The organism is Paenibacillus ihbetae, from assembly GCF_002741055.1.
In the GTDB taxonomy this organism is placed as follows: Bacteria; Bacillota; Bacilli; order Paenibacillales; family Paenibacillaceae; genus Paenibacillus_AQ; species Paenibacillus_AQ ihbetae.
This window is the reverse complement of the sequence record NZ_CP016809.1, coordinates 5328348-5353290: the sequence shown is the minus strand read 5'-3', so window position 1 is coordinate 5353290 and position 24943 is coordinate 5328348. Positions and strand designations below refer to the sequence as shown.

Annotated in this window: 29 protein-coding genes; 4 read left to right on the top strand and 25 right to left on the bottom strand. The window is 52.0% G+C overall.

Going from position 1 to position 24943, the window contains the following annotated elements:
- Positions 1-203: 203 nt before the first annotated feature.
- Together BBD41_RS24070 and BBD41_RS24065 are read right to left on the bottom strand one after the other, a co-directional pair.
- Positions 204-539, bottom strand: coding sequence for a potassium channel family protein (locus tag BBD41_RS24070; protein ID WP_099479075.1), 336 nt, complete (start codon positions 537-539; stop codon positions 204-206).
- Between the two features lie 93 nt (positions 540-632).
- A complete protein-coding gene (locus BBD41_RS24065; protein WP_099479073.1) occupies positions 633-3968 on the bottom strand; it encodes a DEAD/DEAH box helicase in 3336 nt (1111 codons plus the stop codon).
- Positions 3969-4155: 187 nt separating this feature from the next.
- Between BBD41_RS24065 and BBD41_RS24060 the strand changes: the two genes are divergently transcribed.
- Positions 4156-4434 carry an excalibur calcium-binding domain-containing protein gene (locus BBD41_RS24060; RefSeq protein WP_099479071.1) on the top strand — a complete coding sequence of 93 codons (279 nt, stop codon included), beginning with the start codon at positions 4156-4158 and terminating at the stop codon, positions 4432-4434.
- A 278-nt stretch (positions 4435-4712) separates the two neighbouring features.
- Here BBD41_RS24060 and BBD41_RS24055 read toward each other — a convergent pair whose 3' ends face one another.
- The 8 genes from BBD41_RS24055 to BBD41_RS24020 all read right to left on the bottom strand — a co-directional run bounded on the left by BBD41_RS24055 (position 4713) and on the right by BBD41_RS24020 (position 12506).
- Positions 4713-5645 (bottom strand): phosphotransferase family protein, encoded by a 933-nt coding sequence (locus tag BBD41_RS24055; protein ID WP_099479069.1) that lies wholly within the window; start codon positions 5643-5645, stop codon positions 4713-4715.
- Positions 5626-6186, bottom strand: a complete 561-nt coding sequence (locus BBD41_RS24050) for an STM3941 family protein (protein ID WP_099479067.1) — start codon at positions 6184-6186, stop codon at positions 5626-5628. Before BBD41_RS24050 ends, BBD41_RS24055 begins: the two co-directional genes overlap by 20 nt.
- Before the next feature lie 38 nt (positions 6187-6224).
- On the bottom strand, positions 6225-7121 hold the full coding sequence (locus BBD41_RS24045; protein ID WP_167392990.1) for a PhzF family phenazine biosynthesis isomerase: 897 nt from the start codon (positions 7119-7121) through the stop codon (positions 6225-6227).
- A 238-nt stretch (positions 7122-7359) separates the two neighbouring features.
- Positions 7360-9507 (bottom strand): Ig-like domain-containing protein, encoded by a 2148-nt coding sequence (locus BBD41_RS24040; RefSeq protein WP_099479065.1) that lies wholly within the window; start codon positions 9505-9507, stop codon positions 7360-7362.
- Between the two features lie 132 nt (positions 9508-9639).
- Entirely contained in the window at positions 9640-10515 is an 876-nt protein-coding gene (locus tag BBD41_RS24035; protein WP_099479062.1) for an NAD-dependent epimerase/dehydratase family protein, read from the bottom strand.
- 39 nt (positions 10516-10554) lie between these two features.
- Complete coding sequence (fosB, locus tag BBD41_RS24030; protein ID WP_099479060.1) at positions 10555-10977, bottom strand: metallothiol transferase FosB; 423 nt, start codon at positions 10975-10977, stop codon at positions 10555-10557.
- A 116-nt stretch (positions 10978-11093) separates the two neighbouring features.
- Positions 11094-11564, bottom strand: coding sequence for an 8-oxo-dGTP diphosphatase (locus tag BBD41_RS24025; RefSeq protein ID WP_418304260.1), 471 nt, complete (start codon positions 11562-11564; stop codon positions 11094-11096).
- A gap of 204 nt (positions 11565-11768) precedes the next feature.
- Entirely contained in the window at positions 11769-12506 is a 738-nt protein-coding gene (locus tag BBD41_RS24020; protein ID WP_099479056.1) for an RNA polymerase sigma factor, read from the bottom strand.
- A gap of 179 nt (positions 12507-12685) precedes the next feature.
- Here BBD41_RS24020 and clpP point away from each other — a divergent pair, with 179 nt between their 5' ends.
- A complete protein-coding gene (gene clpP, locus BBD41_RS24015) occupies positions 12686-13267 on the top strand; it encodes an ATP-dependent Clp endopeptidase proteolytic subunit ClpP (RefSeq protein ID WP_007127988.1) in 582 nt (193 codons plus the stop codon).
- Positions 13268-13354: 87 nt separating this feature from the next.
- Entirely contained in the window at positions 13355-13567 is a 213-nt protein-coding gene (locus BBD41_RS24010; protein WP_007127987.1) for a hypothetical protein, read from the top strand.
- Between the two features lie 176 nt (positions 13568-13743).
- On the opposite strand, the gene BBD41_RS24005 is transcribed toward BBD41_RS24010, so the two are convergent.
- From BBD41_RS24005 to BBD41_RS23980, 6 genes are all read right to left on the bottom strand, one after another.
- Entirely contained in the window at positions 13744-14637 is an 894-nt protein-coding gene (locus BBD41_RS24005; protein ID WP_237086902.1) for a phosphotransferase family protein, read from the bottom strand.
- Positions 14638-14693: 56 nt separating this feature from the next.
- Positions 14694-15245 carry an NUDIX hydrolase gene (locus BBD41_RS24000; RefSeq protein ID WP_099479054.1) on the bottom strand — a complete coding sequence of 184 codons (552 nt, stop codon included), beginning with the start codon at positions 15243-15245 and terminating at the stop codon, positions 14694-14696.
- Between the two features lie 70 nt (positions 15246-15315).
- Positions 15316-16191, bottom strand: a complete 876-nt coding sequence (locus tag BBD41_RS23995) for a GNAT family N-acetyltransferase (protein ID WP_099479052.1) — start codon at positions 16189-16191, stop codon at positions 15316-15318.
- 141 nt (positions 16192-16332) lie between these two features.
- Positions 16333-18027, bottom strand: coding sequence for a M3 family oligoendopeptidase (locus tag BBD41_RS23990; protein WP_099479050.1), 1695 nt, complete (start codon positions 18025-18027; stop codon positions 16333-16335).
- A gap of 157 nt (positions 18028-18184) precedes the next feature.
- Complete coding sequence (locus BBD41_RS23985) at positions 18185-18499, bottom strand: DMT family transporter (protein WP_099479048.1); 315 nt, start codon at positions 18497-18499, stop codon at positions 18185-18187.
- On the bottom strand, positions 18499-18846 hold the full coding sequence (locus BBD41_RS23980; RefSeq protein ID WP_099479046.1) for a DMT family transporter: 348 nt from the start codon (positions 18844-18846) through the stop codon (positions 18499-18501). The genes BBD41_RS23985 and BBD41_RS23980 overlap by 1 nt, the downstream gene beginning before the upstream one ends.
- A gap of 150 nt (positions 18847-18996) precedes the next feature.
- Between BBD41_RS23980 and BBD41_RS23975 the strand changes: the two genes are divergently transcribed.
- On the top strand, positions 18997-19866 hold the full coding sequence (locus BBD41_RS23975; protein ID WP_099479045.1) for a LysR family transcriptional regulator: 870 nt from the start codon (positions 18997-18999) through the stop codon (positions 19864-19866).
- Here BBD41_RS23975 and BBD41_RS23970 read toward each other — a convergent pair.
- From BBD41_RS23970 to BBD41_RS23935, 9 genes are all read right to left on the bottom strand, one after another.
- Positions 19838-20407: a GNAT family N-acetyltransferase gene (locus BBD41_RS23970; protein ID WP_099479043.1), complete on the bottom strand. Its 570-nt coding sequence runs from the start codon at positions 20405-20407 to the stop codon at positions 19838-19840. The genes BBD41_RS23975 and BBD41_RS23970 overlap by 29 nt on opposite strands.
- Before the next feature lie 26 nt (positions 20408-20433).
- Positions 20434-21312, bottom strand: coding sequence for a Cof-type HAD-IIB family hydrolase (locus BBD41_RS23965; RefSeq protein ID WP_099479041.1), 879 nt, complete (start codon positions 21310-21312; stop codon positions 20434-20436).
- 143 nt (positions 21313-21455) lie between these two features.
- Positions 21456-21593 (bottom strand): hypothetical protein, encoded by a 138-nt coding sequence (locus BBD41_RS30365; protein WP_237086900.1) that lies wholly within the window; start codon positions 21591-21593, stop codon positions 21456-21458.
- 11 nt (positions 21594-21604) lie between these two features.
- Positions 21605-22105, bottom strand: coding sequence for an HAD family hydrolase (locus BBD41_RS23960; RefSeq protein ID WP_237086899.1), 501 nt, complete (start codon positions 22103-22105; stop codon positions 21605-21607).
- 103 nt (positions 22106-22208) lie between these two features.
- Entirely contained in the window at positions 22209-22607 is a 399-nt protein-coding gene (locus tag BBD41_RS23955) for an RDD family protein (protein WP_099479039.1), read from the bottom strand.
- Between the two features lie 33 nt (positions 22608-22640).
- Positions 22641-22934 carry an ATP synthase subunit B family protein gene (locus BBD41_RS23950; RefSeq protein WP_099479036.1) on the bottom strand — a complete coding sequence of 98 codons (294 nt, stop codon included), beginning with the start codon at positions 22932-22934 and terminating at the stop codon, positions 22641-22643.
- 296 nt (positions 22935-23230) lie between these two features.
- Entirely contained in the window at positions 23231-23854 is a 624-nt protein-coding gene (locus BBD41_RS23945) for an SMI1/KNR4 family protein (protein ID WP_099479035.1), read from the bottom strand.
- Positions 23855-24065: 211 nt separating this feature from the next.
- Positions 24066-24314: an NUDIX domain-containing protein gene (locus BBD41_RS30715; protein ID WP_418304237.1), complete on the bottom strand. Its 249-nt coding sequence runs from the start codon at positions 24312-24314 to the stop codon at positions 24066-24068.
- Positions 24311-24940: a histidine phosphatase family protein gene (locus tag BBD41_RS23935; protein WP_099479033.1), complete on the bottom strand. Its 630-nt coding sequence runs from the start codon at positions 24938-24940 to the stop codon at positions 24311-24313. Before BBD41_RS23935 ends, BBD41_RS30715 begins: the two co-directional genes overlap by 4 nt.
- Positions 24941-24943 lie beyond the last annotated feature (3 nt).

Below are 24943 nucleotides of genomic sequence, written 5' to 3'. Positions count from 1 at the left end.
CTTTTATCCCAAGAACCGCACTCAAGCAAATTTGGGACATAATGGAAGCTCATAACCATCCAATTATACCATATTTTCTCGGAAATATATGATGAACTATAGAGCAAGAGCCCTAAAAAATGAGAAAAGCTCCGCCATGCTCGGGTCGTTGCAACCCTTAGGCGGAGCCCGGTTCAGATCCCTCGTTCGAGGCCGTCTGACGGTTAATTCTCTTCTTTTTGCGTGCTCTTGATCAAAGCATAGGCAAGATGGCCGACCATCCCGAGGAACAAGCCGGTTCCGACGACGATGTAGATCATCGTAAACACCTTTCCGAGTGAAGTTTGCGGAGCAAAGTCGGGGTGGCCGACCGTGCTCAGCGTAGCAACGCAGAAATACAGTGCGTCCAGCACGGACAAGCCCTCCTGCTTTGTATAGAACATCGTCCCCGAGATCAGCATGATGACGATCAGGACAAACAACGCAACGAAATTGCGTTGCTTGAACGCATGAACCAGCCCTTTGAGCAGCCGTTTTAATGTTAGCACAAATGAAATCATGTTCGGTTAACCGCCTTATCGTTTCCCTATAGGAATCTAGTCTGAAATCGCAGCATCGGACAGCAGCGAAGCGCTCGGCCCATTTCCCATGTCTTATGGCTGGAGCATCAACAGCTCCCGGATATCCTCCTCGGTCCAGCTCGGGAGCCAATCCTCACCCGATTGGATGACCTCGTCGATCAGATCCTTTTTCTTCTGCTGCAAGGTTATCATCTTATCCTCAATGGTATCCCTGGCTACCATCCGGATCACCTGTACGATTTTCTTCTGTCCGATCCGGTGCGCCCGGTCGGCCGCCTGTTCCTCAACCGCCGGATTCCACCACAGATCATAGAGGATGACCGTATCCGCTCCGGTCAGATTAAGCCCTGTTCCCCCGGCCTTCAAGGAGATCAGAAAGATCTCGCGCTCGCCTTCGTTGAAGCGGCTGCACAGCGAGGCCCGCTCGGCCGGTGGGGTCTGTCCATCGAGGTAGAAGAACGGCACCCCGCGCCGTCCCAGCTCCTGGCTGATCAGCTTCAGCATGGTGGTGAACTGCGAGAAGACGAGGACGCGTCTTCCCCCATGGAGGCATTCGGCGAGCGTCTCCAGCAGCTGCTCGAACTTCGCGGAGTTGCCCTCATAGCCTTCCACGAACAATGCAGGGTGACAGCATATTTGCCGCAGGCGGGTCAAGCCGGCCAATATCCGGATTCGGCTCTTCTGGAAGCCGTCCTTGGCGAGATGCTTCAGCGTCTCTTGTCTTAGCTTGGCCAAATAAGCCGTATACAGCTTTTTCTGCTCCAGCAGGAGTGCTGAAGACTGCAGTGTCTCGATTTTATCCGGCAGCTCTTTCAGCACATCCGACTTCAGCCTCCGCAGCAAGAAAGGTCGGATCCGTGTTGCGACCGTCTCCCTCGGCAAATCCTGAAAAGCTTTTCGTCCACCGAACAAGGCAGGGAATACCGCATCATAGATGGACCAGAGCTCTTCCATCCGATTTTCCATCGGAGTGCCGGTCAAGGCAAACCGGTACCGGCTGCTGATCGTCTTCACCGCCTGTGCAGTCTGCGTCGCATCATTCTTAAAGGCTTGGGCTTCGTCAAATATCGCGGCGTGGAACATCCGTTTGGCATAATCGGCCATGTCCATGCGAAGCAGCTGATACGAGGTGATCCATACATCCGCCTCCCCTTCACTGCGAATCAGCTTCTTCCGTTCAAGCCGGGAGCCGTCCATGACGGCCGCTCGAATCTCCGGCGCGAACCGGGCAAGCTCGCTCTGCCAATTATATAGCAGAGAAGCCGGGGCCACGATCAGGACGGGTTCTCCAGCCTTTCGAATTTCCGGAAGAAGGGACAGCATGAACGCGATGCTCTGGACCGTTTTTCCAAGACCCATATCATCAGCCAATATTCCGCCGAACCGGTAGTGGGCCAAGGTGCGCATCCACTGGTATCCATACTTCTGGTAATCTCTCAAGACCGGCTCGAGGCTTGGCGGTACCGGGAAGTCCAGATCGTCGGGATGTTTGACATGCTGAAGCATTCGTCTGAGCGATTTGCCGAGCTGGACTGATGACGACGCGCTCTCCCAGCCCAGCAGCTGCAGTCCTTGAACGGCCGGCAATCTGGCTGTACCGTTCTCCTTATAGCCCTTCCATGCCCCTAACCGGTTCATGGCCGCTATGATCGCCTGCAATGCCTCGCCCTCCAAGGGCATCAGCGCACCGCTTGGAAGACGGTGATATTTCCGCTTCTCCTCGAGCGAGCGGATCAAGCTTCGAATCTCGGATTCCGGTATGCCGTCAAGCTCAAACTTCAGCTCCAGCCAATCGGTCCGCTCATCGATGTCCACTTTCAATTTCGGCGCAGCATGCTCCCGGAATATTCGCTCCTTCACGGCTGACGTGGCATATACCGTAAGCAGCTTCTCCAGCTCGGGAACGATATGGTGCAGAAAATCAAATTCCGCATCCTCGTCGTTCATATAGTATCCGCCGTCCGTTTTGGCGAAATCGGCCTCCTCCATGAGGCGCAGGATCTGCTGTTCCCGTTCTCCGTCCCGGACGAGAATGGCACCGCCATCGTGCGCTGCACGGTTTCCGTCGAGCGGATTGATTACAATATCGCCGTATTGAAAATCCAGCCCGGCCAGCAAGCGCCCTCTTACCCGATCAAGGTACAGCTTGGCTTTGAGCGGAGAGCGAATCATTTTGTCGGATACGGACTTCGCGATATGGACGCTGCCAAGCTTCATAAGCCCGGGGATTACCTTCTCCATCATGGATTCCATGACGGCCCCCGAGATCGGGACAGCAGGCGGATACGTACGCTCGAGCAGCTCTTTCATCTCGGATAGTCTGGCCCCATCTTCGGGCGTCAGCTCGGCAAGCTTCCCGTCAACGACGGCGGCTCCGTATTCCTCCAGAATCAACAGCCGGTCCAGTCCTTGAACATGCATCACGTATTGCGTATCTGCGGACGACTCCACTTCAAACCGGATCGGGAGCGGCTCCTCGTAAGCCTGCAGCTTGTCCGTCAGGATCCCGTCGACCGACAGCAGACAGCTTCCGGACGCAGCCGCCAGCGCTTTGATCTTTGGCCAGAACGAGGGCGGGATGAAGAGCATCCGCTCACTCCCGGCCTTTTTGCCGGGGGGACCGTAAAAGCCGAACGTCTGCTGAACCATACGCTCATGGTCGTAAATACGGATCAGCTCCTGGAGCAGGTCGTCATCCTCCTTCTTAAATCCATGCCGCTCCGGATCATAGGCGAAGTTCTTTGTAAACGTGCACGGCTCCAGTCTTCTAACACATTCCAGAAAATCGCGAATCCGGTGCACCGCGTACAGCCGCTTCTGGCCGACTCTCATTTCCATGCCCAACCGATTCTTTCCGCTGCTAAATGGAATCAGCTTTAAGATAAATTCCGCCTGCAAGGTCTCCCTTGTGTCAAAACGTGAGGCGGCACTGGAATGCCGATACCCCGGATCGGCGAACAGACCGAGCAGCCGATGGCCGATCTGGGGATCCATCTCCCAATCGTCCGCTGCCATGAACGAATTGCCCTTAGCACGCGGGGTTAGCAGCCCGTTCTCTTCTTCTCCAGGCTTCGTACCATGCAGCAGGGACGGGTACTTCCGTTCGTCACCGTCACTTGGTTGCTCCAGCTCCTGGATTGTCAGCAGCACGGCTGCCATGTGATTGCATCGATGCGACGTTGAATGATGGAGTCCGCAGCTGCATTCCGCAATGATATCTCCTTCTTCATCGATCCGGATCCGGACGATCCTGGATGTTCGATCCGCAACCTCCGCATCATATATCCGGTTATCGGGGTCCCGCTTCAGCATGTGAACCCTGCCGCCCCGGTATAGCTGATGCCCCTTCTCATAGGAGGCTTTTCCGCACCACTGTTTAATGATTCGTTCCGTCAACCGGTTGCTCATCCGTCCAATCCCTTTCTTTCTCGCTTGTTACACAACAGTATACCACGTTCGGAACAAGGTCAGAATTTGCTCTTCTCAGAGTACTACACCGGTACTTGCACCTGCATATTGATATATTTGGAAACACCTACTATGATAAGGATGAAATAATCATTAATGGATTGATACATAAAGGAGTTCGATTGTCATGAAGAAAAAGATAACCATTCTGCTCTCGGCTGCTCTGCTCACTACTCTTGCACTGGGTCATACCAGCACTGGTATTGCAGATGCCAAATCCACCGAAGTGAAAAAATACAAAAACTGCAAAGAGATGAATAAAGATTACCCTGGAGGCGTTGCCCGGTCCGCATCCGTCAAGAACAAAGGCGGCAAGACGAAATACAAGCCTTTTGTGTCCAAAGCGCTGTATGACGCCAACACAGCCAGGGATCGTGACAAGGATAAAATCGCCTGCGAGCGATAATCGATTGAGCTTAATTGGGCTAATTTCATAGGGCTAAGTTCAATTGATTAAGCTGGTACCCGCTAGAAAACAAAAGAAAACGAAACTAAAAAAACCTGCCGTAGTCGGCAGGTCTTTTAGTTCTATCGGAGCTTCCTCCTATAGACGCTTAGAGTATAGCACCGTTTCATCCAGCTTGCCGACGAAATGGCAAAGTCCGGGATAACGCCTGCTTGGACATAACCGAGAGTTCGGTACAAGATGAGGAGATATTTGCCGATCAGATTCTGGGATACTCACTATTCCGAGAGCAGCGACATGATACGTTCTTTCATAAACCGATAGCTGGGTTCATGATCCTTCTTGGCATAGAACCGAAGCCCGTCGATTCCCTTGAATATTTGATAACAGAGCAGCCGCTCACGGAAATGCGGAATGTCGTCACCTTGTTGCTCGACTGCCATCTTCAAACGTTTGGGAAACTCAAGCTGAGGCGCCCATAAATCCATGACCGCAACATCGAACATGAAATCGCCGTACATGGCCATTTCCCAGTCCACGATTCCGGATACCTGATCCTCCGCCGCCAGCATATTGCCTAAATGAAAATCCCCGTGCACGAGATAACGCTCTTGCGGCGCATATGCAGCAAGCTCTACCATTTTGTCATACAAGCTGTAGAAGACGTCCTTCTCCAAAAAGCTGCTGTCAAACAGCTCGGTCCAGCCCTCGTAAAATCCTCCCTGGTCCTTGTCGAAGGTAGCCTTAAGGTAATCGGTCCACGTGCCATGCGCTGCCTTGCCCTCAGGCGTGATCCAGCCGTAACCTTCGCTGTTATTGCCTGCCGTAATCCGGTGAAGGCGAAGATACTGCCCGATCAGGTCGGGAATGACTTGACGGATGGAAGTCGGCTGAAGCGTGCTGATAGGCACCCCCGGCATTTGATCCGAGATCGAATAATGGATGGTGCCTGCGTTTCCGATCTTGTATACCTTCGGGACGGGCAAGCCATATACTGCCCCATACCGATCATGGATCCATCGTTCTTTCTCCAGACTGTCGCGATTATCCTTGAAATGAATGACATACGCTTTGCCGTCTTTTTCATAACGGAATACCCTGCTGAGCTCTCCCATCTCGATGGGACTAACGTTCGTTATATGCTCACCCTCAATTGCCCGGAGATGGCTTATGGCTGCATCCGTATCCATCTCAGGCTTGAAGCTCTTCATGGTTCACAACCTCCGTCATTTCGGTGATATCGTCATTTTTGGAGATCTTCCACCTCCGGTACAGCGTTAGAAACAGCTCGTTCAAATTGCAGGAAAGCCCCGAGGCCGATAGATGGACGGTTGCATTCGTCATCATTTTATTCATTCTCATCAGCTTCTGCTTCCACTCAGGCAACCTAGCCAGAATCTCATCCGGATGATGCACCTCGATTCCAATAAACCGCTCATTCATGACTTGGTAAATATCGATGCTTTTAATCTCATTCCATGGAATCGCCCCAACGCTTACATAGGAGGAACGATCGATAATTCCCTCATCATTAATGACCAGCGCCGGTTTACGCTGCAGGATCTTACTCATCGAAAAGACCAGCATCGCTCCGAAAAATGCCGTACAGATGAATCCAGCGATCACCAGAACAATCAACCGATCCTCTAAACCAGCATATAGCATAAAGATTCCGAGCGCGACGAAGAGGAGGGAACCTAATAAAATTTTAGTTAATTTGGGTTTGATATGGATTTCTTCTTGTCTATGCATCTGTTTTGCACTCCTTGCAGCTTTAAATCAGGCATGGTTTAATCCTTCTCCGGATCCACTTCGATATCCCGTACGAAAACCGCCGTTCCCGTTATGTATACGTCCATTTCCCCGAAACCGCGGTTAACCGTAACCTGGACCCGTCCATCTTTGCCGATCTCCTGTCCCTGCTCAACCATCATCTGAATGGTTGGCCATTCAGGCTGTACATAGGTCAGATAGTATGCGCCCATAACACCCGATGCGGTTCCGGTAACAGGATCTTCGATCGTGCCGGAATAAGGGGACGAGAAGTGCCTCGCATGCATCAGCGCGGATGGATCTATCGTTTCCATGCAGAAAGGATGCAGGGAGGCTTTCGGATTCTGCGTCAGAATCTCCGGAAATTTGCGATTGTCCGGAATCATCCGGCTGAAGCTATCAAGCTTCTTCACGGGTATTAACAGCGTCCAGATCCCGGTACTGCCGTACACAATCGGCTTCGTCAGATCAAGCTCGTCTCGATGCAGTCCAATCGCTGAAGCCAGCATGTCCACATCGCCTTCGAATTCGACAAACTGTGGAGAATCCTGCTTCATCGTGATGCTGGGCTGCATGTCGGTATCTCCGAATGTGACCGGCAGTACGCCCGCCTTCGTCTCGATCGAATATGTTTCCTTCGAAGACAACAGCCCTCGCGTCTTGAGCGCATACATGGATGCCATCGTCGCATGGCCGCATAGATTCATTTCATGACCAGGCGTAAAATAACGCAGCCGAACATCCGCCTGATCCGATCGCATGACAAACGTTGTTTCATTAAAACCGACCTGTTTGGCAATTTCCAGCATGTCTTCCTCCGTCAAATGATCCGCATCAAGCACGACTCCGGCAGGATTCCCCTTGCCGGGCACGATCGAAAACGCATCATACTGAAACACGGTCACCATGTTCATCGCTCCCTCCCTCACTTTCTCTCAATACGGTCGAAGAAATCACTTCGTTCCAATTTGAGAAGATTCTATCATTCCACCTATCATAATTCCAGGACTAAATCGGTTTTAATCGTACTTCTGCTAGTCCAGGTCAGTGTAATGGCACGGCCCTGGACGATTGCCGCCGGCCGCCGCTGCGCATCAGGCCAGAACAAGCAGCAGCCCGCCTCATGGTTTGAGGCGGGCTGCTGCTTTTCTCTTATTTTACATAAACGGTAATGCTGACGGTCTTCGAGTCGAATTTGCCTTTAATTCGGGCAGTTCCTTTGGCAATCGCCTCGATTCGTCCGTTTGTCACTTTGGCAACGCTGGCATTGCTTGTCGTCCATACGACCTGATCCGCAGCATTGGCCGTTGCACCCGTGTCATACTCTGCGGTTACCGTAACCGTCTTGATATCTCCCGGCTTCAGGTCCAGCCGCTTGTCGCTGGCGGTCAATTTCTTCAGCTTCGGCACAACATTGACTTTCACCTTAACTTCTTTACCTTGATAAGACCCCGTAATGGTTGCCGTTCCTTCGGCCACCGCTTTCACCGATGTTCTGGACACCGTCACGATGGATGTATCGGAAGAGGTCCAGTTCATTTTGGAGGAGAGCGAGATGGTCTTCCCGTTGCTGAAATAGCCTGTTGCCTTGAGCGATTTGGACTTCTTAATGTTAAGGTCAATCGTTTCCGGCTCTACAACGATCTTGACCACTTCCTGCTCAACGGCAACCGGAATCTTGACATCCTTGTTAAGATAGGTTCCTTTCAGCGTGGTTGAACCCTTGGTCAAGCCTTTAATCGTACCGTCCTTGATGACCGCAGCCGCAGAGGAACCTGTAAGCGACCATTCGACCAAGGAGGTTACATCCTTCTCCACGCCGTCTTCAAATACGGCGTTCACTTTCGGCAGCGTCTCGGTTTTGCCGATGACCAGCTGGTACTCTTCAATTTCAGGCAATAGAACCAGGACGCGCTCGTTCACCGTAACGTGAACCGTGGCTACCTCTTTCGAACCGATCTTTCCGGTCAAAGTAGCGGTTCCTGCATCGACTGCCTTGAACTTGCTGCTCTCTGCCGTTACCACGTTCTCGTCACTGGAAGTCCAGACAACCTCTCCGCTGAAATCCTTCTTCTCGTTATCCAGGAGAAGCCCCGTAACTTTAGGATAAGATTTGGACTCATCCTTCAGCAGCTCGATATCGCTATCTTCCACTTCGAACTTCGTCACGGTCGGATGTACCTTGACGGTGAATTCCTTGCTGATGCCAAGATAGCTGACCTTAATGGTGGAAGTACCCGCAGCGCGGGCAGTAAGCACGCCTTGGTCTACCGTAACGGCAAGCGGATTGGAGGAGTTCCATTCTCCGTTCACTTCGATCGAAGAGGTAGCCGCATTACGAACGAGTGTCTTGATTGTTACCGATTCGTTCATGAACATTACCGGATTTTTCACGAAATCAGTCTGATCCAGAATCAATGCTTCATATGGATTGCGTACATACACGTCAAGCTTGGCGATAGTGCCCAGATAGCTGACGCTAATGGTCGCTTTCCCCAAGGCCACCGGCTTCAGCTTGCCGTCCTCCACGTCCGCAACGGCCGGGTTGGAGGATTTCAGCTTGACCTTATCGGTGACATCCGTGCCGAGTCCGCTCTCCGTTTCGGATTGCTTCGCGTACACCTTCAGTTCAATCGGCGCATCCCCGACCAACAGCTCTTGATCTTCACCTGGTACGATCGAAAGCTTCTGGTAAGGCGCGATGACCTTCACGCTGTATGAAGCCTTGAGTCCCTTGTACTCCGCCGTAATGGTCGCCGTGCCAAGGCCTTCGAGCGTCAGCTCGCCTTTATTCACCTTCACGACGCTCTCGTCGGAGGAGGTCCATTTGGCTTCTGTCGTTACATCGTTTGTCCCGTCGGCCAACGCTTTGACCGTCAAGCCTTCGGTTCCGAGCTTGTACTCGGCTTTGTCGGGCTGATCCAGCTTCAGCTCGTCAATGGCGTATTGAACATTGACTTCGATCGTCTTGATGGCCCCTTTATATTTGGCCGTGATTCGGGCCGAGCCCTTTTCCAGCGGTGTCAGAAGTCCACCGTCTACCCGGACGATCCGCGTATTGGAGGAGGTCCATGTCGCTTCATTGGTTACGTCGCGCTTGGAAGTCGTTCCTTCAATGTTAGCCAGCACCCGGAGCTGCTCCGTAGTCTCGTTTACGATCAGGTGGATGGTGCTTTCTTTCGTATCAAATTCAATGGATGTTACATCCCCGGAGGCGGCGAATACGCTGGTTGGAAAAACCATCGCCAACATCATCACAACGACCAAAGCAAGCTTCGTTGTCTTTCTGTGTAAGCTCATTTATTTCTCTCCTTTGTACCTAGCCTGGGCAAGGCTTTTTTTCCGGTCTATCTGTTATATCGACAGCCCGGGCGTCTATCGTTACCTTCGGAGGATAAATTGGGCATAAAGTAGGATATGGTTTCTGCCTATTCATCCATCGATATCGTTTGATCTACCTAAGCTCAGCATGAATCCCTCCCGCCAGGTCGGGTAACGGGGAACCCAGCCCAGCTGACCGCGGGCCTTCGCATTGGACGCCCCCCGCTCCCAAGGAGCTTTCCCTTCCCGAAGCTCCGGCCTCGGGGCTCCAAGCGCGTCAGCATAGGCAGGCAGCCAGTCCGTACCTTTGGCCGGCTCGTCATCCACAATGTTATAGATGCCTGTCGGCCAATCTAGGGCAAGAGCTGCGGCATTCGCTGCGTCTTCCACATGAAGGAACGACGTCACCGCTTCCGTGGCGGAAACTTCCTGACGCAAGATCCGCTCTGCCATGATCCCGCCGCGATCGTACCAGGTACCAGGCCCATACAGCATGCCGTAGCGAAGGATGATGTGCCGCGGCATCTCGGCAACCGCCTGCTCCAAGGCGCTCACGCCGTCAACCGTCATGCCTCTCGGATCCTCGGCACCAAGATCAAGAGGTACCGATTCCGATGCAGGGGAATCTCCTGGCTCATAAGCCCAGGATATGCTCTGGGCGATCATAAGCGGCACTCCTGCGGCCAAGGCAGCATCCACCAAATGCCGCGTGCCTTCCCTCCGGATTCTCGCATTGTCCTCAAGATTCCATTGGCTCAGCGATGTAAGCTGGTGAATGATGGCATCTGGCTTCACGCTTGCCACGGCTTCCATCACGTGCTCCCGGTCCAAAGCGTCGGCTACCACCGCCCGAGCACCCAACCGTTCGATCATAAAGCTGCGCTCCCTGCTTTGTGTCATTCCGGTTACTTCATGTCCTGCACGCAGGAGCTGCGGCAGAAGCAGCCGTCCAATGACGCCTGTTGCTCCGGCAACGAATATTATCATCCTCTCTCGCCTCCTTCTTGATCGTACCCCTGAACTCCTTCACTCTTCATAAAAGGTCATATGGGACTTGTCGGACCGGTAATATTCTATTCGATCCTGCAAGGAACCCGTATGAAATTCGAACATGTGGCCATCGGGATCCAGAAAATAAATCGACTTCTTGTCCCGCTCATCTCTTGAGCGTCCCGGGACCATCTCAGCACCCAGCGCTTCCAACCTGGCCAGCGCCGGTTCATATTCGCAATCCTCGATCGTAAAGGCAATATGCGTATATGTCCGGTGAATTCGGCTTCGGTCCGTCTCTTCCTGGTTCAGGGCGATCCAAAGACCGTTCAGATCAAAATAAGCGAGCTTCCTTCCCTTTACCAACAGCCTGGCTCCAAACACTTCCCGATAAAAATCGATCGATTGCTCGAGATCTGAAACCGAAAAGCACAAATGATTAATCGGACTGATGTTCATCCCGATTCCTCCTGTCCGCTAATGATGGTCAAGGATGCTCTACACTTCCAGAGGCGCATGCAATTTTCGGAAGCCGCCTTCGCTTTCATCGATCCAACCCCTTGTCATGATCCGGACTAACCAGCCTCTAGTGGAAGTCTAGCTGGATAATAGCGAGACGTCTCTTCTACTACTCTATCGTTCTTCTCATCCCATACCTCGCTCAACTCGAACGTTCCGTCCTGAAAGAACAGCGGGAATCTGCGCTTAAACCAATCCTGCATCGGCAGCTTCAGCGCGTCCTCGATCTCAACCCAGACGAGTTCACCTTCGGGGGGCTGCTCCAGCAGTTCACCTTCAAAGGAGGTCGCCAAGTAGTTAAATACCATGTATCGATGCCCCGAGTTCGGCTCGCAGGATTCCTCCAGCCCTTTATATACAATATCTTTCACGATAAGGCCGGTCTCTTCGCGCACTTCGCGCATCGCCCCGTTCACGATGCTTTCCGGAAAATCAACTTTGCCTCCAGGGGCGATATACCCGGGAAATCCCTTCGAATCCGGCCGGTTTAATAGCAGCACCTTGGTACCGTCCTGTACCATGCACATGGTGTAAAGACTCACTTCTTGATGCACGGGCATCCTCCCTTTCTCTTAGATGATTCGATATCATCTAGTATAACGCCTGGGTCTCCGCCAATAAATTACAAGTTTGATTTAATGAAATTTTTCTCATAATGGATTGAACGCAAAAAAACCAGAGCCCCGCTCTGGTTTTCATCGTCTGCGCCTGAGACAGCATGCAGTCTAAACTTATGCCGCCATCAGCGCTTGCGGCTGATAGCTCATGCTGTATGGCATCAGCGTATTGGCAAATGAGGATTGAGCCTGCAGCGGTGCAACGCCGATGGCGCTGACTTCGCTGCTGTTCCACTGGATGAGCCTGACGGCTGTCTCAACATCGCCTGTTTGGTAGGCTATCGCCAAGGCTTGCAGGTTTACGGCCATCTCTTCATTCTCAGGCGTGTCCAGAAGCATCTCTTCTTCGGGATCCAAGTCGCGGAGAACCTTATGAGCCCGATGAAGGGCAGCCTTCACGGCGCCTTCCGTCGTCCCCAGTATTTCAGCCGTTTCCGCGCTGTTGTACTCATACACATCCCGAAGCAGCAGCACCGTCCGCTGCAGCGGCGACAGATGCTTGAACAACAAATGGAACGTCACTTCCAAATGGATCGCGTTCTCATCCCGGGCATCGGACACTTTCGGAAGAATCTGATCGAGTCTATCCTCCAAAATTCGGCGGTAAACACCCTCCCTGCGCACCCGGTCAATCCAGGTATTCTTTGCGATCCGCAGCAGCAGCGCCTCGGGGTTCATATGGGTTCGGTCCTTCATATTTTCCAACACCTTAATCCAGGTATCCTGCATGAGATCATCCGAATCCCAATCAGATCTTGTAAGCGACAGACAGTACCGGTGCAACGTTGCATTCAGCTCCGGGAGGCTGTAACCCGTATCTGATTCTATGCCACCCGGTCGATAGATGGTCATCGGCGGCCAACTCCTTTGTATATGATTATCGTCAGGTTATCTTATAAGTAAACGAACGAAAGCTGCATATCGTTACTCCGATATCGAAAGTTTTTTTCTGCTGCTTTCGTACCTTTTTCGCGGGCTGGATCGTTTACTTGCTGAATCACGAAACTTGAATGAATACGGAGGGAAAAGACATGAGCGTAATACCATATGTGGTTGAACAGACAAGTCGGGGCGAGCGGTCTTACGATATTTATTCCAGACTGCTGAAGGACCGTATTATATTCGTTGGAGCGGCGATTGACGACGCCGTGGCGAACAGTGTTATTGCCCAGCTGCTGTTCCTGGCGGCGGAGGATCCGGATCGAGACATTCATATGTACATCAACAGTCCGGGAGGTTCCGTATCCGCAGGCTTTGGAATTTACGATACCATGCAGATCATCAAACCACAAGTCAGCACCATCTGCACGGGCTTTGCCGCTTCATACGGAGCGATTCTCCTGCTTGCCGGCGCGAAAGGCAAACGTCTGGCTCTTCCGAACAGCGAGATTATGATCCATCAGCCGCTTGGGGGCGTCCAAGGTCAGGCCAGCGATATTGCCATTACCGCGAAACGGATTTTAAAGACCCGCGAGAAGCTGGTTCAAATTACGGCCGAGCGCACGGGGCAGCCAGCCGAACGGGTGGAACGGGATATGGACCGCGATTATTTCATGACCGCAGAGGAAGCGCTGGAATACGGGATCATTGATGAGATCGTAACCAAGCTGTAATGAAACACGGTGCGATCAGTGAACAAAATGCCCCGGTCCATTGCTCATGAGTCCATGACACCATTAATTAAAGGAGTGAAGCTCACGATGATGCTGAAGCATTTGCTGAAACAACAGGCGGCCGTCCATTTTATTGACGGAGGCTGCGTTAGCGGAGGTACGCTTGAGGAAATAGAGGACACCTTCATTAAATACAAGGATGAGTATGAAATGCTGTACATTCCGTTGTCCGCGATTCGATACGTAGCGGTCGATACGAAGGAAAGAGACAAAGCCCCGGTCGGATTTACCGCCTCATAGTCTTTCCTCGGACAGTGCGGCGGAAGCCTTCTCGTCCAGTTGACCTTCAGGAGCCGTGCACCTTAACCCGGGAGAAGAATAGCAGAAAAACTGCATGAGCCTTAACCTGAGAGGTAACGCAGAGAACCGCATGAACCTATTTGGGCTCATGCGGTTTTATTGGCATACTGACTATTTTATCGATCAGGAAGGAACGAAGGCGGCTGCGCTCCGGATCGCTGCCGGTCTTCTTGTGAAAGCCGATAAATTGCAGCGCGTGGACCATCGAATAGAAATCGATGACGGCCCGCTGGTCCGCATCGGCGCCCCATTGGGTGCACAACTCCTCGATATAAGGCATGCCGGCAGGACCTATATCGGAAACAACGGCTGTCTGGGTAAGGCCGATCAAATACAGCGGATCCCCGTAACAGACCCAAATCGAAGTCCACGACCCCCTGCAGTTCCCCATCCCGCACGATAACATTCTTGATCGTCACATCATCCAGAAAACAGACCGGCCGGACTCTCTTAAAGTAAGGCTCATAATGCTCCTTGATGGAAGCCAGCCTGCCAATAAGCTCCTGATCGATGTCATCCAGGATATGAGGAAGATGACGGTCGTAGTCCCGCTCAATGATTTCGTACCACGAGGCATACGGTCCCGGACGGCCGATGGGCACCCATCCGTAACCTTTCCCTTCGGGGAGCTTGGCTGCTTGGTGTTGAAACGAGATGATTTGTCCTGCCAACACGCGCATCTGCTCTCTGCTCATAGCAGCAAGCTCATAGCGCAAATCCTTCCCAGGGATTTTCTCGAGGATCATGTAAGCCCACGGAACCTGCTTCTTGGTAAGATCAACCGCAATAACGGCCGGCACCGGCAAGCCGAGCTCGGCGAGAATGTTCAAGTTTTTCCCCGTATACGCGAGTACCTCAGGCTCCGTATTCGTCCGGACAATCAACTCCCGGTGAGCGAAGGCTACGGAGAACACCTGATTGGTATGACCGAACGACATTGGCGTTATAGAGACAGGAATCCCGCCGAAACATTCCGTCATTAGACGAACCAGCTGCTCTTCCATTCTCATATCTACTCTCCTAGGGTACGACGTAATTAAATGTATGGTTAATCATAAAATATCCTTCAGTCAGCTTCTTCCCTGTCCCGCTTCCTGCATGCATAAGCAAGTCGGTATAGGTCGGCGATATCGTCCCTTCCGTTCTGAACGAACCTTCGGACCGCTTCATCCAGCTCCACGGTCTCGACAGCGATAACCTGCTCGGCTCCCTCCGGGTTAAGCGGCTCGAATGCGAGCCTCACATCCCCATAACCGACCGCTCGAACAAAACGGGGGTGCGGAATATGGGGCCGAAACGGGCCGAGAGCGCTCGATTCGCAGTGAAACTGTCCGATCAGCCGGAAGGATTCCAGCTCTGCGCCCAGCTCCTCCCTCACTTCCCTGCGCAAGGCATCCATATATCCTTCTCCCGGCTCCAGCGTCCCTCCAGGAAGCTCCCAGCTTCCGTCCGCAACCTGAAAGATGACGCACCGATCCCCCGCAAAGGGGAGGATGGTCACATTGCTGACCAAGCCTTCATCGAGCTCGTCGTCGCACACATACCGCGCCTTTACAACGCCCCAATGAATGTCGTTCGATAGTGCAGGGTACTGGTCCCAATCGATGTCCCTTTTCATTTGCTATCCAACCTCCTGCGATCTATGGGATTACCTTTCAAAACCATGCGGGGCGAACGCAACGCCCAAGTCAGTTCCCGTAATGGCGGACCATCAGCACCTGTTCCATGGAAGTGGCAAGTCCCAGCTGCTCGAGCGCCTGCACCAACTCGTCCTGGGATGCCCGGATATTGAAGGCGGAGCGCCTCACTGTAAGCTCGGGCTGATACACCTCCGACAGCGCTGAGGCAATGACCCCCTTGGCGTCGGCATGGCCAGGGGCTGCTTCACAACGGAACAACGTAATCGATGCAGGCTTTCCGCTCGGGTTGAAGGCTCGCTTGAACAAAGCATACCCAGCCAGTTCCTTGCCTGCATAGACCAGCACGCATTCGCCGTCCTGAATGCAAGGAAGATCATTCTGCCACACATCGCCGGACCGGTAAAAAGGAGCCGCTCTCAATTCTCCCGCCATCCCGCAGATGACCGTATAAGTATCCGAAGATTCCTGAACGTTGTTGGTTAACGTTCCTTCGCCGGACATAATCAAAAGTCTGTCGATGACGGTATAGCCTACCCGTTCATACAGCTTGATGGCTGCAGCATTCGTGCTGATTGCCTCGAGATAGGCACGGTGAATCCCAAGCTCCTCATAAAGCTCCGAGTTCCGCTCCATCATGGACATGCCAATGCCTTTCCCGCGGTACTCCGGAGCAATGGCCGTTCCTCCGTTCCACGCCAGCTTCTTCCCGTCCTCCTCCCGGAAGCTGTTCATGACGATGCCGGCCGGGTGTCCGTCCACAAAACAGGCAAGCGATCTTTCCATACACAGTCCTAAATGGCTTGCTCGGGCAATGAAGCGGTCCAACGGCATGGATGCCTGGACCATATAGCCTTCGAACGAGCGATTCCATATCTCGGAGACTTCCTTCACCGGAAGCTCGCTCAGCGGTTTATATGTAATCATGCATAATATCCCCCTTCATAAGCAGCATCTGCAATGCGATGTAATCGTCCTCTATTCAAGAACATGCAGGAAAAGCAACGAGGCCCAGGAAGCCGACCGCTGTTCTCCTGCATGTGTACAAGGTTTAATAGAAAATTGCTATTAGAGCGTTGAATCGTCCACGCTATCGAGCCAAGCCTCAATGCTGCCGATGACCGAGGTTACACAGCCGTCCTCAAACGGCGAGATCAGTCCCGCTACCTTCACCAGCTCCGTGAAGGACTTGCTGCCACCTTGACGGCACAGATGCAGGTAATCCTTCCACGCTTCCTCACGGTTCTCGTGCATCTTCTTCCAGAATTGGAATGCGCAGATTTGGGCCAGCGTGTAATCGATATAATAGAACGGGGTGTTGAAAATATGCCCCTGTTTATGCCAGAAGCCCCCTTGTTCCAAATACGCGTTATCCGCGTAATTGCGGTGAGGCAAATATTTGCGCTCGATTTCGCGCCATGCCTGCTTCCGCTCAGCCGGCGTCGCATCCGGATTCTCGTAGACGAAATGCTGGAATTCATCCACCGTCACGCCATACGGGATAAAGATCAAGCCGCTTGCCAAATGTTCGAAGCGGTATTTGTCGACTTCCTCCTTGAAGAACAGATCCATCCACGGCCATGTGAAGAACTCCATGCTCATGGAATGAATTTCGCAAGCCTCATAGGTCGGGAAGCTGTACTCCGGCACGGCGAAGCTGCGGCTCTCGTAAACCTGGAACGCATGCCCCGCTTCATGCGTAAGCACATCAATATCCCCGGACGTTCCGTTGAAGTTCGAGAAGATGAATGGCGCTCCATATTCGCTGATATAGGTACAATACCCGCCGCTTTGCTTGCCTTTCTTCGCAACGAGGTCCATCAAGCCGTTCTCCTGCATGAAGGTGAAGAACTCCTTCGTCTCCGGGGACAGCTCGGCATACATCTTCGCACCGTTCTCAACGATCCACTCGGGATCCCCCTTCGGCGTTGCATTACCTGTTTTGAACGCAAAGTTCTCATCATAATACAGCAGCTGGTCTACGCCGATCCGGTTCTTCTGCCGCTCCTTCAGCTTCGTTGCTACCGGAACGATATGCTCCAGCACTTGATTCCGGAAGTTCGCTACCATCTCGGCATTGTAATCGGTACGGGCCATTCGCGCATAGCCGAGCTCGACATAATTGTTGAAGCCCAGCTTCTTCGCGATTTTCGTTCTCACCTTGACTAGATCATCATAAATGCGGTCGAAGGTCTCCTCGTTCTCGGCCATAAAGCCGCTCGATGCTTCCATGGCGCGTTTGCGCATATCGCGATCCGTCGATTGCTGGAACGGAATCAGCTGGGACAGCGTGCGCTCCTCGCCCTCGAACTGGATTTTGGCGGAGGCGATCAGCTTCGCATACTCCGTCGTCAACTTGTTCTCCTGCTGCAGGTCCTCAATTACTTCAGGACTGAACGTCTTCAGGGAGAGCTCGGCCAGCTGGAACAGCTGGCGGCCCCACTTCTTCTCCAGCTCGCTGCGGAACTTGGAGCCGACCAGGGCCCGATAATAATCCGTAATATATTCCTGAACGACCGGACCGTTCTCATCGAAGAAGTCCTGCTCCGCTTTGTAGAATTCGTCGTTGGTATCGATCGAATGCCGAACGCTTGCGATCTGCTGGAGCGTATCGAACTCGCTGCGAAGCTTGTTGATTCCTTTCATTGCCTGATCCTGCTCTTCATATGACCCGGCGGATGTGAAGGCATCCAGCAGATCCTTGAATTTCTGTTCGAAAGCTTTGACGTCAGGCCGCTCGTAGTGATACTCGCTAAATTTCATGACAATGCACCTGCCCTTTCCATATAAAAAATACAACGATTCATCCATTCGGCATCTAAACGATAAAGTTATAGAACCCAAACGATTGTAAATTCGATACGGGGAGGTCATTATCCTGCTGACGATCTTTGAAATTATGCGGGGGGCGACCTTCGCTTTAAGACAGCATCTTCAGACCGATTGCCGAGACCAGAATCAATCCGATGAACAACAGCCGGCGTCCTTCCCTTGGCTCCCCAAAGGCGAACATCCCGAGCAGTGTGCTTCCGGCCGTTCCCATCCCCGTCCATATGGCATAGGCGGTACCCATGGAGATCTTTGTCATGGACAAAGTCAGCAGCAGAAAGCTGGAGCCCAAGGCGATTGCCAGGAAGAGATAAGAACCGAACGTGCGGTTAAGGGTTACTCGTCTCAAAGCGATAACGCCAAGCACCTCGCACAGACCAGCTCCTACCAGGGCGAACCATTCCATTACGCATCAGCCTCCTCCCCGCCTGCATCGGATTCTTTCGTGACCAGCTTAAGCCCTAGCACGCCGGCAGCCAGACCTGCGATAAACAGGAGCTTCAGCGGCTGGGCCGGTTCTCCGAATTTGAGGATCTCGGCAATAACGGTTCCTGCCGTTCCAAGGCCTGTAAAAATGACATATACGGTCCCGATCGGCAGCTTGGCCGCCGACTCAAGAAATACCTTAAAACTGAATACGATGGAGGCGACGGTTATCAGCCAGTGCCACCACAGCTCGGAATGTTTGAGCCCCGATACCCATACGACCTCCAGAGCCCCCGCCAGGAACAAAAGCCACCATTCTTTTCTCATCTTTACACTCCCCTCCGTCACATGGCTCGAGCATCATAGATGCCGGTGTTATGTGATGTAGTGATTGTAATCAAAATCAGGAATTAAGTATAATGATAGATAATTATGGCAGCATCATATTTTTTGATACCGCTTGCGGAGGCGAGGATCGTGGAATTAACGGATCTGAAAATTTTTGTGAAGATTGCAGAGGAAGGAAACATATCGCGTGCCGCTGAAGAACTGGGATATGTTCAATCCAACGTAACGGCACGGATCAAAAAGCTGGAAGCCGAGCTGGGGGTTTTACTGTTTAACCGGCAGCCGCATGGAGTGACGCTTACGGAGAAGGGGACGCTATTCCGAGAATATGCATATCCCATTATTCGGCTTTCAGAGGAAGCGGTGCATGCAATGGAGGACGCCCCGCATCCAAGCGGAAGCTTATCGATCGGGGTGGTCGATACCGTTCACTGCGGCAGTTTTATTCGGGCGCTCTCCGAATACCAGGCGAAATATCCGAATGTCAGCCTCAGCTTCATTACCGGAAGCTCGCAGGACCTCATCTCCAAGCTGCTGAATTATCAGCTGGACGGAGCGTTTGTAACCGGGGAAATTCCTTCAGCGAAGCTGGTCACCGAGTACAGCGAGCAGGATGAGATTCGTCTGCTGACAACGTGGAACGGTCCCTCCCTACCCGATCTGTCCGGTACCAAGTGGGTGGTTTCCCCCATCGGCTGCCCTTTCCGGCAAGCGCTAGAGACATGGCTGCGGAGCGAAAACATCCCTTTAACGAACATGATTGAAGTTTCGTCGCTGGATACGCTGTTAAGCATCGTAAGATCCGGGCTGGCGTCCACGCTCCTTCCAAGTTCGGTGCTTTCGGAGGAATATGCGGAGCTGAACAGTTATCCGGTGCCGGAGGCGTTCCGCCATGCGGCAACCAGCCTGGTTCGTCGCAATGACCGCTTTGGCAGCAAAGCGTTCTCGGCGTTTGTGGAGCTGGTAAAGGTTAATTTTGCACGAGAGACGGGTTTATGATGGAATAGACCAAAATATCCTCGAACCGGTCCTTTACTTTCAAATAGGAGCGCAGCCTGCCCTCCTGCTTCATGCCGGTCTTCTCCATGACCCGGAAGGAGCCCGCATTGTCCGGATGGCATTTGGCCTCAATTCGTACCAGCTCCAATCGATTAAAGCCGAATTCGATCACGCGGCCGATCGCTTCGGTCATATAGCCGCGATTCCAATAACGGTTCGAGAGAACATAACCAAGCTCGGCCTTCTGACTCCGGTTATCCCATTGGATAAAGCTGCAGGTTCCGATCAAAGCGCATGATTGCTTGTCCTCGATGCCCCAGGGGCCGATCTTTTGCTGATCGTAACGCTGCATGATAAATTCGATAAAACGCCTCGTATCCTCCCGGGATTCATGGACGTTCCACACCGTGTACTTCGATACTTCCGGTACAGAGCAGTAATTGTACATGTCCTCAAGATCGTCCCAGCGGATGCGTCTTAGACGGGTCCGATCCGTCTCAAGTTCCGGGAAAGGCTCGAAAGCATCCTCAATTTTATTCATAGGTTCCGTTCCTTCCTGATTCAAGGTTATAAACCGGCATCCAATTGTACTTCATCCTCGGTCCCTATAAGCTCCAGCTGCTTCCGGATGTAGTGCGCCACCCCGTCGGCATCGTTCGTATCGACAATCTGATCCGCCAATTCCCGAATTCGCTCGTGCGCGTTCCGCACGGCAATTCGGGTGCCGCCCGCTTCAAACAGCCCCAGATCATTGAGATGATCACCGAAGACGACCGTGTTCCGAAGCGGGATCCCCATATGAGCCGCCCATAAGCGAAGCCCGTCCCCCTTGTTGCCATTCACGTGGCTGAATTCCAGAAAGTAATGATTCCTTATGTAATAGTCCGGCATCATATGGGCATGCACCACATCCCCGAAACAATCGTTGACCTCCCGGCGAATCGGCTCCAGCTCATCGAGCAGGCCAATATACGTCAGGGCCAACGTTCGGTGACTCTCCGGACATTGCAAGGCTGCTACCTCCATAAATCTCGGATCATTCATGCGGCTTTGATAAAATGCGGTCTCTCCCTCCCGGCAAAGCGTTTCATGCAGCACGCGTTCCCGGTGATCCGTATCCAATGAAAAATAAAAAGGCGTCAGCCCATGCTTCCTTCCGATCCGAATGATGTCATTCGAAATTTTGTAATCCAGCCAGTAGCCGTCAATGACCGTCCCCTCTAGGCCGTCATAGATCAAAGCTCCGTTATACAGGATCAGAGGGTACTTCCAGGGAATGTCCGCAACGACTTGCATAGCGCTGACATATCCGCGCGCCGTCGCGAATGTAACGACAACATCTTGTTGCAGTGCGGAGTCAATCGTTTCCAACGTATAAGGTGAGAGTGTCTGATCCGACCTCAGAAGCGTTCCGTCCAGGTCTGTAATAAATGCTTGATGGTTCAATCCGGATAAGCCTCCTTTAGTATAAAAAGATGATGTCTAAGCCTTGTCCTAACCGTAGGGTGTAGATGGAGACGCGAGCAAGAATTTGCAGCTTTTTTATGAAATCCAATGGAAACATAGCTTCCCGAATCATAACCCATATGCTACTGCACAAACGCCATGACGTCCCGAATATCCTGAATCTCCGCCAGTGGCTGAACGCCCATGCGCTTCATTTTGGAGGGATCTCCCCGGTAGGCAACGAACGGTATGCCGGCACGCTCGGACGCTTTGCCGTCCACCCATGCATCGCCTACAGAGAGCCATTGGCTTGAGTAGTATGGTCAAAAAACTCCAGCACCCGCAAGTAGCCATCCGGCGCAGGCTTTAAGGATCCCATCTGTTCTCTGCCCACGATCAGGTCAAAATACGATGCAATTCCGTTCTCCTCCAAAGCCGTCAAGGCTGCGTCCCGCGCATTATTCGTCACAATGGACAGATACAGCCTTCCGTGTAGATTGCGGATCAGCTCCAGCGCGCCGTCTTCAAGCTTTGCGCCGGCCATCCCTTTAATCTCATGCTGTTTGGCGATGTCCCACATGCGCCGGGACAGTTCATCCGTCACAAGACCGGTCTCCATCGCCTCGGCGATAACCGTAGAGGTCGTATGGGTGTCCATAGACAAGTCCTGCGGGAGCACCCGATGGTCTACAAGAAAAGAGTATATCGCCCATTTCATGGCGTTAAAGTCAATGCTCGATCGCAGCAGCGTGTTGTCCATGTCGAATACGATGCCTTTCCAGTTGCTATTCATGGTATCACACTCCCGTCACGGCTTGAATTGTCCATAATGCAGCCAGTGGTCATGAGCGTGACCAATGCGATCATGAGACTGATGTAGGCAGGTTTCCGCATGGCTAACCCCTCACAACTTCCGTGCCTGCAATGAAATCATGAACGGCGCACTTATCCTCCCGACAAGCCACCATCAAGACGCTGATGATGAAAGCAATCCCGAACGTTAACATATACACGAGTCCGGCAACGACGTTTCGGAGCAGCATCGTTCCAATGCCCGGCGGATCCAGCGTATCGTATTTGCGAATTCGAATGCCGCATATCCGCTTCCCGATCGTGTACCCATTCCAGTACGCGGGTACCAGGATGCCGTACAACGCTAACAAGAAATTGCTGATCGGTTCATTTTCGAAATCGCCTGTCAGTATTCCAAATAGAATGCTTATTGGCAAAGAGACGATCAAGGCATCCAACACCCAGGCCCCCAACCGTATCCAAAAGCCCGCTTCCTCATTCATGACGCATCCCCCTCATCGATCCGTTGTCTGCCGCTAAGGATTCCGTCCTTCAGTGTGGGGTTCATCGAATTCTTTCCAGTTGCTCTCGATCCGATCTAGATCCTTCTTAAACCATTGAACAAATATCGGACCATACACATGAAATAATCCGATCGCCAAGCTGATTATGCTCAGTATCACAGGAGCCTTTCCTACGTCTTGTAGAGCCTCATCAAAATGGATATATACTTGTGAATTTATCGTTATGATGGCAGCGGTCAAATTACGAATTCCGAAGAGCACCACGGATATACCGATGAATACCGCACCTAATGTCCGATTATGCATAACATCCCTCCCCACATGCTTTTTAAGGATTGCTATGTGAATCCCTTAACCCCGTTTAATTAGGGTAGTGGACTTCACTTCATACACCTCTAATAGCAGGAATACCGCACATTCCACCTCACAATATTTTCCACTCCTTCATTGTAAACTTCTTCCGTTCATCCAACAACCGGTTTTCCATGATTTCCCACGCAGATTGTGCGCGCTCAGCCTAGATTCATGAATAAAAAAACAGCTGACACGGTATCGTGAAAGCTGTTTTGTTATGGTATCCTGATGGACCGCGGATAGAGGTCTTACTTCGAAGGGATTTTTAGTGTGAAATTCTTTCCTTCGTATACTTTCAAATTCTCGATGCTGCTCCCCACATTTTGATAATATCCGTCCGGCGTCTCCCGTTTCCATTCCCAAAAGTGCGCCCCATTACAAATCATCAGCCTTTCAAACCATCTCTCGAAATTCAAATCGAGTTCTATGGCGCTGTCCACAAATAGCATTTCTGTCCAATAGAGGTAACTGGAGGATCTGCCCTGGCATTGATTCGAATCAATAAACAACATGTCTCCATTATCGGTTCCGATCGGGTACCAACCATCAGGTATCATGCTTATATAATCATAGTTTATGTAATATTGATGAATCTGCTTCAGCCCGAACAGCTCCATACCGCCTCCATATTCGGGATGCATGAATAACCTGGCCCCGTTATGTTTTAGTAAAAATTGCTCGTAATCCCAAGGAATCACGATGCCGAGCTCCTCACCGCTTGCTTGAATCTCCTTCTGAACCGTGCCGCGTTCAAACATGAACGTCGCCGGTTCGCAATATCCTTGATGTCCCTGAATAAGCAAGTTGTTCTGCGGATCAAGCCTTCGTTTAAGCCCTTCCAGGGTCAATTCGACAATATTATAGATCTCCACTCGTTACCTCCGTTGCATAAGGCACCTGGTTATATCTCTCCAACTGATGATCCTCAATCAAATCAATATTTTTACGTTCCGCTGCGTATTTCTTAATATGTTGTTTGATGTTGGGGTACAGCACGATGTCATCCAATTGTGAAAGGGGGATCCACCGTACGGCGGATTGGTCAGGATCGGGAGGATCAGGAAGCCTGGCCACAGAACCAGCTTATGGGTAGCATTCCAAGACAATGTAAAGTGTGTGGATATTCGACGTTTGATTACCGGAATGATGATGCGGGGCATATGTCTCTTCATATAACTCCCGCAGCACGCCGTCGGTAATGGACTCTCCAGGCTCTGCCCCGCCGCCGGGCAGATTGTAATGAATCCCGTTCGCATCCGAATACTCGACCAGCAGGATCCGCTCATCTTGAATCACTAATGCCGTGGGCCGTACTCTTATATGGTAACTCATGGAGACACCTCGTTTCGGTTGGTCGGTTCATATGTATATGCAATACTATCCTTCTGCAGATGGCTTATATCGTTATACAGCGTACATTCCCAATGGTCGCCGACTTGTGTGATGACGGTAAGAGAAGCATTATCCATGTAGGTGGTTGTAAAACGATGGGGCATCAATTGTTGCAAGGTTAAGCCAATGACCGCGCCATGGCTTACTGCGAGGATGTATTGGTGATTAAGCTTGTTCGATATGTCATTCACGAATCGGCTTCCTCTTGCCGCGACAGCCTCATAGGGCTCCATCCTCAAATCAAGATCCCGCCACTGCTGCCCCCAGGTTTGAATCCGCTGTTCTTCTGTCGTACCTTCGATCAGACCGCAATCGATCTCGCGAATGCAGTGCTCCTGGATAACATTCCGTACACCCAGCTCATGTGCAATGATCTCAGCCGTCTCCCTCGCCCGAATTAACGTACTCGTAACGATCGCCTCCCACGGCCCGTTCTTCAATCGTTCAGCTAATAATTTGGCTTGTTGTCTTCCCTCACCGTTAAGCGGAATATCGCTAAGTCCCTGGGCGCGGCCCAGTGCATTCCAGTCAGTTAACCCATGACGGACGAAACCAATGGTTGCCAAAAC